This is a genomic window from Paenibacillus sp. SORGH_AS_0306, from assembly GCF_030819345.1.
In the GTDB taxonomy this organism is placed as follows: domain Bacteria; phylum Bacillota; class Bacilli; order Paenibacillales; family Paenibacillaceae; genus Saccharibacillus; species Saccharibacillus kyungheensis.
The window spans coordinates 3,120,291-3,132,967 of sequence record NZ_JAUTBP010000001.1 but is presented as its reverse complement, the minus strand read 5'-3'; the positions used below and the strand labels follow the sequence as shown (position 1 = coordinate 3,132,967).

Genomic DNA, 12,677 nt, shown 5'->3' with positions numbered 1-12,677 from the left:
TCTTAAGAAAGACTTTTCTGCTAGCAAGATGTTTTTATTAATAATTATAAATTACATATATTTATAATAAAGGTAATTTGCAATTGTTTAATATATATGTTACCTTTTGGGAGTTCGAAAATTAATATTGAGAAAAGGAGAGATTTTATGAGAAAGTTTATTTTTATATTTTTACTTATGTTACTTCCGTTTAGCAATAATGTTTCTGCTTCAAATTCAAATGTGGTTCAAAAAGAAGTACAATCTAATATACCTGAAGGTTATGAAGTTATTAAAGTATATGGTAATGAAGAAAAATTAAAAATATCTAATTTTTCTGTTTCTCAAGATAGCTATTTAAATTTAGAAGTTACCCCAACTATAGTAGATAATGTTAATAATGAGAATGTAGAAGTAAAAACATTAAAAAATGAAATGAGACCTTTATATGATTTGAAAAAAATATCCACTGGAGAAATAGCTACTGAGTACATAGCTGAAGTACAAGCATCTGCAACAAAAAATACTAGTACATGGAGTAATAGCCAAGCCGAAAAATCTGGTGTCACTGCTTATGCTACTCTCTATTTATTACACAGTAATGATGAATATTTTGGATCAAGAGTAGCTTTAGAAAAAGTAGATTGGAGATACGAAACTATTACACCATCAAGAGTAGTAAGTAGAACACATGTAATTAAACAAGAGGGTGGGGGACCTTCTGGCGCAATTTTTCATTCTAAAACATTTAACCCCACTACCAATTCCGGAACAAATTTACCTAGAGAATGGGGTTGGACACCAGTAGCTTCTGTTGGCACCTATTATAAATTAGGTATAGACATGACAGCTAATGTGGGAAAAACTTGGGGATTAAATCTTCAATGTTTTTATGCAGTTTCACCATAAATTTAAATCTAGTCCTTTAAAAAATAATGTTAACATTATTTTTTAAAGGACTTTTTACTATCAAATTATTATAATATTAATAAAACCAAGTATTTTTATCGGAAAAAGAGTTGACGTGCGATGAAAGACAGTGTACTATACAATTTGCAGTACGTTATTAATAAGTAGTGAATCACCAACCATAAGCGTGATCACCAACATCTGAGAGGGGTCTTTTTAAATGAAAAAATGGGGTTCTTTTACACTGGTTATGATACTGACCATGCTTTTTCTTGCAGCATGTGGTAACAGTTCTAATACAGCAACGACAGGCAATACAGATACAACTGGAGCAGCTACAACAGACAACACAGCTTCTTCTGGTAAAGCTGCAACATTAGAGTCTGTCAAAGCAAGCGGTAAATTGCGTATTGGTACAGAAGGAACATATGCACCATTTACGTTCCATGATGAAAGTGGTAAATTAACTGGTTTTGATGTAGACATCGCAACAGAAGTAAGTAAACGTCTTGGCGTAGAACCTGAATTTGTAGAAACACAATGGGATGGTATGATTGCAGGGTTAGATGCTAAACGTTTTGATACTGTATTTAATGAAGTAGGAACAAGTGACCCAGCACGCAATGCTAAATATTTATTCTCTACACCATATATTACTTCTAAAGCTGTATTAATTGTAGGACAAGATAATACAACTCTTAAATCTTTTACAGATTTAAAAGATAAAAAATCTGCTCAATCTTTGACTAGTAACTTTGGAAAAATTGCTACAGAAAATGGTGCACAATTAGTATCTGTAGATGGATTTCCACAAGCAATAGAATTGTTAGCTTCTGGTCGTGCAGATGCAACTGTTAATGACAATCTTTCTTTCTTAGATTTGAAAAAACAACAGCCTGAAGCACCAATTAAAGTAGTTGCTGAGCAAACCGATGCTTCTAAAAGTGCAGGACTTTTTAACAAAGGTAGCGAAGATTTGGTTCAAGCAGTAGATAAAGCGTTAAAAGATATGATGGATGATGGAACATATTTAAAAATCTCTGAAAAATATTTTGGAGAAGATGTATCTAAATAATACATTATATTATTAATTTTAAATTATTATATAAACAGGACAGAACAAATATCTTGACGAGTTTTATACCGTCAAGATATTTGTATGTTTATTATACGAAGAGATAATAATTAAAACTATTTGAAAGGAAGTCTAGATATGAGCGATCGCGAAATACAAATCATTATAGATTCGTTCTGGCCATTACTTAGAGCAGGGTTGTTATATACGCTTCCTCTTGCAGTCAGCTCTTTTATTTTAGGACTTATACTCGCAGTTTTATCTGCTTTAGCTCGTATATCTGGCGTGCCAATATTATCTGCTATTTCACGTTTTTATGTATGGATCATACGAGGAACTCCATTACTAGTTCAATTATTTATTATTTTTTATGGATTACCATCAGTCGGTATTATTTTGCCAGAATTTGTTGCAGCGTTGATAGGATTCTCACTTAGTGTAGGTGCATATGGTTCTGAAATAGTTAGGGCAGCAATCCAATCCATTAGTAAAGGTCAGTGGGAAGCTGGATATTCTTTAGGAATGACGCGAGGCCAGACATTAAGACGTATTATTTTACCACAAGCATCACGAGTATCAGTACCTCCATTAGCTAATTCTTTTATTGGACTTGTTAAAGATACTTCGTTAGCAGCAAGTATTACGTATATTGAAATGTTCCGCAAATCACAAGAAATTGTAGCAAGAACGTATGAACCACTAGTATTATACACTGAAGCAGCAGTGATATATCTTGTATTCACTTCAATTTTATCGTTTTTCCAAAATAAATTAGAAAAAAGATTAGGTCGCTCGTCAGCGGACTAACTATCATACAGAGTAGTCATTGAAGAAGTAAAGGAGAGATTAGCCGATGATGATCGAGATTCGTAATTTGCACAAGTCATTCGGTGCATTGGAAGTACTTAAAGGAATCGATGTAAGCTTGGATAAAGGAAAAGTACTGGTAATAATCGGGCCTTCTGGTTCAGGCAAAACCACTTTGCTACGTTGTATGAATCTACTGGAGACTCCAGATCAAGGAACTATCAAATTAAGTGATCGCTCCTTGAATTTTCAAAAAGGTCGTAAAGTGTCTAGCAAAGAAGTGACTGAACTTCGTAAACGGACAGGGATGGTTTTTCAATCCTATAATCTGTTTCCTCACAAAACGGTGATCGAGAATGTAATGGAAGCACAAATTACAGTACAGAAAAAAAGCAAAGAAGAAGCTCGCCAATCCAGTCAAGAATTACTTGCCAAAGTTGGCTTAGGCGATCGTGGCAATTCATATCCACATCAATTATCCGGTGGACAACAACAACGTGTAGGAATTGCACGTGCAATGGCTGTAGAGCCTGATGTACTCCTTTTTGATGAACCTACTTCTGCACTTGATCCTGAATTGGTTAGTGAAGTGCTGAAAGTTATCAAACAATTAGCAATTGAAGGTAGAACGATGGTTATTGTAACGCATGAAATGAAATTTGCCGCAGATGTTGCTGACCATGTGCTTCTGATGGACGGCGGATATATTATAGAACAAGGACATCCCAAAGATGTACTGAACAATCCACAAAGCGATCGTGCCAAGCAGTTCCTTAATCGTCTGACTGGCGAAGATATCTAATCCATTAGATTATAAATGACCTGTTGAGGGTATAAAATAGCATAAAGGTAACTGGCTTTAGAGAGAAGAAAATCGTACAGACGAATATGTATGGTTTTCTTTTTTTCTATCGTTAGAGACACTAAAGGGGATGAAGCAATGAGAGCATTAGTACATACATATACAAAGATAGCTTTAACTACGATAATGATTGCTACTTCGATAGGTCTATTTGTGCCGGCAACGATACATGCGGCTACGGATAAAGAATCCTTGCAACTTTCTGGTCGTGCTTCTTATTACGGACAGGTGGAAAATGGCAAACCTAATGGAACAGGTACGATTCGCTGGGGCGATTCCAAATCCTACGCCGGACAATGGGTCGATGGAATTCGGCAAGGTACCGGAAAATATGTAAACAAATATACGTTAAAAGGACGGACATTTGTCGTTACTTATAAAGGGGAATGGAGCAAAGACCAACGGAATGGTCTGGGCGAAGTGAGACAAATTATTAAAAGTAAAGCCGGTCAAACGGAAGCGAATTTGATCCAACAAGGTCAATTTGTAAATGATGTTTTTCAAAATGGCTATACGGTAACTCAAGCGTTAGCAGATCCTGCTTTTAGCTTCAATTACAAAGATAAAGATACATGGTTACAGATTTATGGAGATAACCAGAATATAGCGGAATACTGGGCAACCGGTAAGTTGATTCAAATTCAGTATCGCAAAGGCAAAATAGATAAAGAATACTCTATTTTCCCGGAAAGTGATGCTGCCAAAAAGCTAGAGAATCAAGCGAATCTGAAATACTTTAAAAAGATCCAACCTCAAGTGGCTACGTATCTCAAAACATTCCAAACATTATCAACAAAAGTACCGATCACTTCCAAATAAATAGAAAGATAGCTCATTATAAAATGTAGTTCAATCTGTTGTCTATCTAACAGGGTTGAACTACATTTTTTGATGTTTTTACACGTTGTAATTATTAAATTTAAAAATAAATATCTAGATTTTTTTGTCGAAATACTCTGGATATTCGACCTATATTTAGAGCGTGAAATAATATTATTTCTATATATGGTAGATAAACAATAACTGTTTTCTATAAAAAAGCTGTTTTTTAGCTCTGAAAATGTAGAATCTTTAGCGCAAGAGGTAGATAATTTGAGCGGATTACTATAAGATAGCTGTGGAACACTTAACTTCATATTTCAGGAGGAATGTAACGATGACTAAAGTCAGAGTAGCAGTTATAGGTTGTGGAAGTATCGCGGAACGTCGCCATATTCCAGAGTATGCAGAACATCCGAATGTAGAATTGGTAGCGTTTGCTGATCCAATTATAGAACGTGCTGAAGGTTATGCGAAACGTTTCGATGCCAAAGCATATAGTGATTATAAAGAATTATTAGCAGCTGGTGGGTTCGATGCTGTAAGCGTGTGCACACCGAATATTTTCCATGCTGAAATGTCGATAGCGGCTGCTAATGCTGGCGCGCACGTATTGGTTGAGAAGCCTATGGCTGTGTCTGAAGAAGAAGCACAAGCTATGATTGATGCAGCGAAAAAGAACAATGTTTACTTGATGGTAGGTCATAATCAACGCCTTATGCCACCACATGTAAAAGCGAAAGAAGTATTGCAAACAGGGAAATTGGGACGCGTTCTCACATTCCGTACTGCTTTTAGTCATGGAGGTCCAGAATTCTGGAGTATCGATGGTAAAGAAAGCTGGTTCTTCCGCAAAAATGAAGCAATCATGGGTGCGATGGGTGATCTAGGCGTACATAAGTCAGATATGATTCGCTGGTTGCTAGATGATGAAGTCGTGGATGTGAGTGCATTTATCGGCACATTGGATAAAAAAGATACCGATGTGGATGATAATGCGATCTGCTTGCTTCGTATGAAGAGCGGTGCGATCGGTACACTGGTAGCGAGCTGGACAGCTTATCGTGGTGAAGATAACGGTACTTACTTGTGGTGCGAGAACGGTATTATGAAAATTGGTACTGATCCTGATGATCAAGTTATTGTAGAGCTTCGTGATGGTACTGTTGAGAAATATCGTGTTGGAGCCATCTCCACAAATGAGAAGCAAGAAGTAAGTGGTGTGGTAGACGCATTTATCGAATCTATCGTTACCAATACACCACCATCCATTTCAGGTGAAGAAGGCAAAAAATCATTATCAGTGATTTTGTCTGCTTTCCAATCTCAAGCGGATAACAAAACGATTTCTTTAGATAATAAGTAAAAAGTTGTACCAGAATGACTATAGTGGAATGACAACAAAAAGCTGTTACCCTATGCTAAAAGGTAACAGCTTTTTGCTGTGGTGGTAGAGAACGGTAATACCTAGATATATTCGTAGCTAGATTAGCAGACTACATTAGGTTTTATCGTATACAGTATAAGATTGAGCCAATGGATGACCAAGTGGAGAAGGGATAGTTTCTGGTGATTTCGTATGTTTGGTAGTAGCGATCTGCTCGCTTTCTTCTTCTGTCCATTCTCCTGAAAGTACAGCTTTCATTTTCTTCGTATCTAACATGCCTTCCCATTTAGCCACCACAAAAGCAGCTACACAATTACCCATAAGATTGGTAAATACACGCATCGTATCCATAAATCGATCTGCGCCAAGCAATAGCGCTACAACCGCTACAGGGAAAGCATTCAGCGCTGCTGCTGTAGCAGATAACGCTAGAAATGCTGAACCCGGCACACCTGCCATTCCTTTTGAACTAAGCATCAATACAGCTAAGATCGTAATCTCTTGTCCTAACGATAGGTCGATTCCTACAGCTTGAGCAAGGAATACGGTAGCTAATGATAAGTAGATCGAAGCGCCATCAAGATTGAACGAATAACCTGTCGGTACGACTAATCCGACTACGGCTTTATCGCAACCTGCTTTGTTCAGCTTTTCCATCATACGCGGCATCACTACTTCGGATGAAGCTGTACCGATTGCAAGCATAATTTCTGAACGAGTGTATTTGATAAATTGTAATAGATTCATTCCTGTTATCCACCATGCAGCAAGTCCCAGACATACCAGGAATAAGATTGCCGATAGATAGCAGGCGATAATAAGCATTCCGTAAGAAGCTAAAGTAGCTGCGCCATAAGCACCTACAGTATAAGCAATTGCTCCGAACGCTCCCAACGGTGCTAATTTCATAATATAACCGACTACTTTGAAAATAAGTTCCATAATCTGATCGACTAGAGTTAATACATTATCTTTTAATTTACTTTCACTTGCTGCCAGCGCTGTGCCGAATAGACAAGCCAGTAGTAGAACTTGTAGCAGTGCATTTTGAGCAAAAGCATCGACAGCACTGGTCGGAATAATATTAAGAATAAAATCAACAGTATGTGGAAGTTCTGCACCGCCTGTTTTGGCTGCCACTGCATTAGGGTCAAGTGTACTGGCATTGATATTCATTCCATCTCCCGGACGCAACACACGAGCGGCTACCAGACCGAGCATTAATGCAACGGTTGTAGCAAGCTCGAACCATAGAATTGCTTTGAGACCGATCCGACCGACTGCTTTGAGATCACCTGCTTTGGCAATACCGGCTACCACAACGAAGAAGATTAAAGGTGCAATTAACATTTTGATTAGTTTGATAAATCCAGTTCCAAGCGGTTGTAACTGCTCTCCGAAGTCGGGAAAGGCTATTCCTACACCAATACCGATCACAACAGCTACAATAATTTGAAAAAACAACGATTTAAAAAAATTCATAATAAACCTCCTTGATATTCAAATGCTTGGCTACGATACGTGATCATTGCATAAAAAAGTAATCATATGATAGGGGTTGTTGTTATCAATCTGCAATTATCTTATGTAGCATTTTATAACATTTGAATAAAGGGGTTACTATAGATTTTATCCTTTTTGTATATTTCACAATTCAGAACGACAAATTTTGAGTTTTAAACAAAAATAAGCGAATAATATGTGATAATAAGTAACATATTATTCGCTTATTCAACTATTTATTCTATTTGGAGAAATATGGTATACTCATAAAGAACGATATTATTTATATTCAGGAGAGTGAATGATTTTATGGCACGTACACAGACTCAAAAAGCTATTCGTAAAGCTAAACGCAGTGGCAGTTGGATTCCAGAGTATAGTCGCAAAGCCAACGAAGATTATGCGGCAATCTCACAACATACTCGTATAACTTCTACCAAACAAGAACGATTACAAAAAGTAAAACACAAGAAGCATATCACACACGATGATGCTTCTTTTTTATGCCTTTTAGTCGAATCGTCTGATCGCAGGTACGCATAACCCGATAATCACCAGTAACATCCCAATCCCCGAAAATAAACTAATCGTTATTATGCCTCCAATCTGATCTGCTAACCAACCAATCAATAGAAATCCAATTGGTAAAAAAGCGAACGAACCAAACATATCCAGACTAGCTACCCGACCAAAGCTTTCTACAGGGACTAACTCTTGCAGACTGGTCTCCCAGACTAGAGCAAACATCATCAAACCGAATCCTTCCAGAGCCATAATCATCACCATACCTGGTGGCCATGTAATCACAGATAATAAAAATAAAGCGATTCCGCTTAACAATGCTCCACCATAACCAATCCAACCTCGTTTGCGCCAGTGCTTTCGACTACCAAATAAGACTGCCCCGATAATAGCGCCCACTCCAGCAGATGTCATAGCCAGTCCATAGACAACAGGATCTAACTGATGATGAATTTTGAAAAGCCATGGAATCAGAACGCTCGTAATACCGACATAACAGATATTCAGTAATGAGAAAATAACAATTGTAATCCACAACCAGGGTTGTTTTTTCAAAATCACAAACCCGGCGGTAAATTCTTGCCAGACCGATGTTTTGGTTGCTACAGATAGAGAATTAGTAGGGTCTGCATTGGCGACAGTCTGTTGATTTGCCCGTTGTTGCTGACGTGCGGATATAAAGTGCTTACTAAGTAATGTAAAACAAAGCAATGAGAACAAATATGTAAGGGAATCGAGTGCAAATCCGCTTCCCGGAGAAGCTACTGTAACAAGGATTCCTCCCAAAGTCGGGCCTAATAAACGTACAAATTGAATACTGACTTGAGTGAGAGCATTCGCCGCATTTCGAATATCAGGTGTAAATATTTCAGCACGCAACGCAGAATACGCAGGTTGGAATATTCCTTCCATCAATCCATATAGTGCAAGTCCTACATACAATACAGGTAAAGACAGATGATCTGTAAAAATCAATATTGCTCCACTAAGCATCAAAACAAACCGGACGCTATTGGTCAGTAAAATCAAGCGTACACGATCAGTATGATCTACAATCCAACCGGATATCGGTAAAATAATGACGATCGGCAACATATAGATTGTCATCGCAAGCCCCATAATAGTAGAAGAACCGGTTAAGCTGTAGACTAGAATCGGCAAAATAATCATAGTAACCGAACTACCTAACATGGCTATCAATTGACCTAACCAGAGATATGTAAATGCTTTAGATTGACGTACAGGTGAAAGAAAGCGTCTTAATGCAGAGTCTTGATGTTCTTGCTCCAGTTGCATTATACATGTCTCCTTTGTGCAAATCGTTATCTTTGTATTTAAGTTCATTGCTCTTCTATATACAATACTATACAAAAAAGACAATTCTCTCAAAAGAATTGTCTTTGCCACAATAAAGCTAATCTATCTCTTTTTATGTATATTCACTCCTGATGATCTGTCAACAATTAAGAAATTTGAGTCTGTTCTACCGCATCACGTTGATGTTGGCGATGCAAGTAACGATCAAATACAAATGGTCCAAACGGAAGAACAGAAGCGATTAATCCCAATACAGCTTGTTTGAATGATATTTTACGCAAAATCAAAGTCAATCCAATCGCTGCTACATAAGCTACAAATAATACCCCGTGAATCATTCCTACATAAGTTACTGCAAGAGGCATATCCGCAAAATATTTAAGAGGCATCGCAATCAGCACTAGCGCAAGATAAGATACCGCTTCCACGTTACCAATCACACGTAACATACTTAGAGCATTTTTGATCATAATAAGTACAATCTCCTTTATTACAATTTTAATAATTCAAATATAACGTAAATACTCTGCTAAAAGTATAATTAAAAGTTACAAAATATCGAAAGTGCCTATTTATAAGAAACTATATACGTAGTTTATGTTTATGATAACTTAGCTGACAAACGATTATAGACAAAAATCGTTATTTCTTTAATTGTAGTACTTATTCAACAGATGATATTGGATAAAAATACATAGGTTTTGGTAGTTGAATCGAATTATTTGGACAATGGTCAATAGTTTGTTTGGGAATTATACCAATTAGTGCTCTTCGATTTTGGTAGATTTAACGTATGTTTAAAAAGTAAACATTGTTAACATGAAAAACATCAAATATAACAATTTATAGATGAGGTGAGTATATTGAGAAAGATAACAGGCGGAATTTTGATTGCAATGTTAATTATGTTGACAGCTTGTTCTAGTTCAGCTCCAAATACAACACAAACCACAACCTCTTCAACAACAACTGGTCAATCTACAGCATCGAATGTGATTAGAGTAGCAGTACAATCTGATGGCAAAACGCTTGATCCTCATACTGCTACAGATGCAGGTTCAATGCATTATATCGAAAATATGTATAGTACATTAATGCAATACAATGGCAAATACGGTGAAATTGAACCGGGACTTGCTGAATCGTATACGATTTCGGATGATCTACTCACCTACACATTTAATCTACATCAAGGAGTGAAGTTTCATGGTTCTGGTAAAGAAATGACTTCAGCCGATGTGAAATATTCCATAGAACGAATTATTGATAAAGGAGTACGAGCGAATCAATTTACCGCTGTCAAAAGTATAGATGCAACAGATCCATATACAGTTGTATTTCATTTAAAACAGCCGATGGCTCCTTTTCTTACTTACCTAGCGAACCCGATGAATGGCATTGTAGATAGTGATATTGTAAAAGCAAACAACAATAGTCTGGATAATGTGGATGCAGGAACAGGGCCTTTCGAATTGGTCAAATGGGAAAAAGATCAACAGCTAACATTGAAAAAAAATCCTGATTATTATGAAAAAGGGTTACCTTATTTGGATGAGGTCGATTTCAAGCCTATTGCAGATGCAACTGCTCGTACAACCGCTCTTCGTAATAATGAGATTGATCTAATTTTGGAAACGACAGAAAAAGAAAATAAAGTATTAGAAAATGTAGAAGGAATAACTTTGAAGTCAGAACCGGGTACTTTCTGGGAATATATTGGTCTGAATGTTAAAGACCCTGCACTACGTGATGTTCGTGTTCGTCAAGCGATTGCCAATGCGGTAGATCGCAATCAGATCAATCAACTGGTGAAGTTGGGTAAAGCGACTGTGCTTGATGGTGGAAATATTCCTCCAAATCACTGGGCATACCCTGATATTCATCCATATGCTCAGCGGAATGTAGAAAAAGCCAAACAATTATTACAAGCTGCAGGAAGTCCAGCTATTTCGCTTACACTTAAAGTTGGTTCTGAATATGATTATCAGGTACAAGCCGCGCAAGTGATTAAGCAACAATTAGCTGAAGTGGGGATTACAGTCAAAGTGGAATCTCAAGAATCTAGCGTCTTTTTTGATGCTTTAGGTAAAGGGGATTTCCAGATGGCAGTAGTCGGCTGGCAAGGATTTGTTGATCCAGATGAATATACGTATAACCTATTCCATACAGGTGAAGCGTATAACCAACAAGGTTACTCTAATCCAGAAGTAGATGCTTTACTCGAAAAAGGCCGCACAACTGCGGATGAAGCAGCACGTAAAGACATTTACAAACAAATCGAGACTACAGTAGCCGATGAAGCTCCGATGGTATTCTTGTATATGAATGAACGTGCAGCCGCTTATCGTAATAATGTCACAGGCTTTATCGTAGAACCAACAGTAACTTCTATTTTCTTAAAACAAACCAAAGTCCAGTAAATCGAAATATAGAACACAATGATCTATCTATACAAAAGATATGCGTATATCGTGTGAACTGTAAATATTAGAGATGAACAAAGGAACTGACAGGCTTGTCCTTATCAGTTCCTGTTTGGTTAAAGGAGGGATAAGATGTTGAAGTATATTGTCCGGCGGATTCTGGTTTCTATCCCTGTGTTATTCGGAATTTCTATCGTTACTTTTTTGATGATTCGGTTAGTGCCCGGAGATACGGTTACTGCTCTATTGGGAACACGTTATAGTGAAGAACAAGCAGTACAATTGAAAGCTTATTATGGGCTTGATAAGCCTCTTTATGTACAATATCTGATCTGGATTGGCAATGTACTACGTGGCGATCTAGGACGTTCTTCATTTAGCGGAGATTCGGTAATGCAATCGATTATCGAACGGTTACCCGTCACCCTAGAATTAACATTGATCAGTGTATTGATTGCCAGTCTTATAGGAATTCCACTGGGCATATGGGCAGCTTATCGTCATAACCGACTACCGGATTATATGGCAACTGTTGTAGGGCTATTAGGAATTTCGATTCCAGGATTCTGGTTAGGAACGATCTTTATTTTATTATTTGCATTGAAGTTAGGTTGGGCTCCTTCCAGCGGGTATATCTCATTTGGGGAAAATCCACTCGAAAACTTACATCATATGTGGATGCCAGGTATTGCACTTGGTGCAGCGGTATCTGCTGTAGTTATGCGGATGACACGTTCAACTATGCTTGAAGTATTGAGTGAAGATTATATGAAAATGGCTCGTGCCAAAGGAATGTCACCTTTGCGAATATTAATAAGACATGCACTCAAAAATGCGATGATTCCGATCATTACAGTACTCGGTATCCAGATTGGTTATTTGATCGGTGGCTCTGTCGTTATTGAGCAAATCTTTTCGTTACCCGGAATTGGACGATTAGCACTTCAAGCGATTACGAATCGAGATTACGCATTGATGCAAGGAACGATATTATTTGTAGGTTTTTGTTTTGTAGTCATTAATCTGATTGTTGATATTCTGTATTCGATCTTAAATCCCAAAATTCGTTATTAG

General features: G+C 37.3%; 12 protein-coding genes. 9 read left to right on the top strand and 3 right to left on the bottom strand.

The window, feature by feature from the left end:
• Nucleotides 1-147: 147 nt before the first annotated feature.
• The 6 genes from QE450_RS13565 to QE450_RS13540 all read left to right on the top strand — a co-directional run bounded on the left by QE450_RS13565 (nucleotide 148) and on the right by QE450_RS13540 (nucleotide 5,817).
• Nucleotides 148-888: a hypothetical protein gene (locus tag QE450_RS13565; RefSeq protein WP_307299761.1), complete on the top strand. Its 741-nt coding sequence runs from the start codon at nucleotides 148-150 to the stop codon at nucleotides 886-888.
• A 220-nt stretch (nucleotides 889-1,108) separates the two neighbouring features.
• The gene (locus QE450_RS13560) at nucleotides 1,109-1,963 is read left to right on the top strand and encodes an amino acid ABC transporter substrate-binding protein (protein ID WP_307299759.1); all 855 of its coding nucleotides are present in this window, start codon (nucleotides 1,109-1,111) and stop codon (nucleotides 1,961-1,963) included.
• A 138-nt stretch (nucleotides 1,964-2,101) separates the two neighbouring features.
• A complete protein-coding gene (locus QE450_RS13555; protein ID WP_307299757.1) occupies nucleotides 2,102-2,770 on the top strand; it encodes an amino acid ABC transporter permease in 669 nt (222 codons plus the stop codon).
• 49 nt (nucleotides 2,771-2,819) lie between these two features.
• Complete coding sequence (locus tag QE450_RS13550; RefSeq protein WP_274172884.1) at nucleotides 2,820-3,572, top strand: amino acid ABC transporter ATP-binding protein; 753 nt, start codon at nucleotides 2,820-2,822, stop codon at nucleotides 3,570-3,572.
• 138 nt (nucleotides 3,573-3,710) lie between these two features.
• Nucleotides 3,711-4,451: an MORN repeat-containing protein gene (locus QE450_RS13545; RefSeq protein ID WP_307299755.1), complete on the top strand. Its 741-nt coding sequence runs from the start codon at nucleotides 3,711-3,713 to the stop codon at nucleotides 4,449-4,451.
• A 337-nt stretch (nucleotides 4,452-4,788) separates the two neighbouring features.
• Nucleotides 4,789-5,817 (top strand): Gfo/Idh/MocA family protein, encoded by a 1,029-nt coding sequence (locus QE450_RS13540; RefSeq protein ID WP_273613267.1) that lies wholly within the window; start codon nucleotides 4,789-4,791, stop codon nucleotides 5,815-5,817.
• Between the two features lie 135 nt (nucleotides 5,818-5,952).
• On the opposite strand, the gene dctA is transcribed toward QE450_RS13540, so the two are convergent.
• The gene (dctA, locus tag QE450_RS13535; protein ID WP_307299752.1) at nucleotides 5,953-7,320 is read right to left on the bottom strand and encodes a C4-dicarboxylate transporter DctA; all 1,368 of its coding nucleotides are present in this window, start codon (nucleotides 7,318-7,320) and stop codon (nucleotides 5,953-5,955) included.
• 330 nt (nucleotides 7,321-7,650) lie between these two features.
• Between dctA and QE450_RS13530 the strand changes: the two genes are divergently transcribed.
• Nucleotides 7,651-7,884 carry a hypothetical protein gene (locus QE450_RS13530; protein ID WP_273613264.1) on the top strand — a complete coding sequence of 78 codons (234 nt, stop codon included), beginning with the start codon at nucleotides 7,651-7,653 and terminating at the stop codon, nucleotides 7,882-7,884.
• Here the strand turns inward: QE450_RS13530 and QE450_RS13525 are convergent.
• On the bottom strand, nucleotides 7,852-9,159 hold the full coding sequence (locus tag QE450_RS13525; protein ID WP_307299749.1) for an MFS transporter: 1,308 nt from the start codon (nucleotides 9,157-9,159) through the stop codon (nucleotides 7,852-7,854). The genes QE450_RS13530 and QE450_RS13525 overlap by 33 nt on opposite strands.
• A 167-nt stretch (nucleotides 9,160-9,326) precedes the next feature.
• Nucleotides 9,327-9,650, bottom strand: a complete 324-nt coding sequence (locus QE450_RS13520; RefSeq protein WP_273613261.1) for a DUF3817 domain-containing protein — start codon at nucleotides 9,648-9,650, stop codon at nucleotides 9,327-9,329.
• A 393-nt stretch (nucleotides 9,651-10,043) separates the two neighbouring features.
• Between QE450_RS13520 and QE450_RS13515 the strand changes: the two genes are divergently transcribed.
• Nucleotides 10,044-11,600 (top strand): ABC transporter substrate-binding protein, encoded by a 1,557-nt coding sequence (locus QE450_RS13515; protein ID WP_273613260.1) that lies wholly within the window; start codon nucleotides 10,044-10,046, stop codon nucleotides 11,598-11,600.
• Between the two features lie 135 nt (nucleotides 11,601-11,735).
• Nucleotides 11,736-12,677 carry an ABC transporter permease gene (locus QE450_RS13510; protein ID WP_307299746.1) on the top strand — a complete coding sequence of 314 codons (942 nt, stop codon included), beginning with the start codon at nucleotides 11,736-11,738 and terminating at the stop codon, nucleotides 12,675-12,677.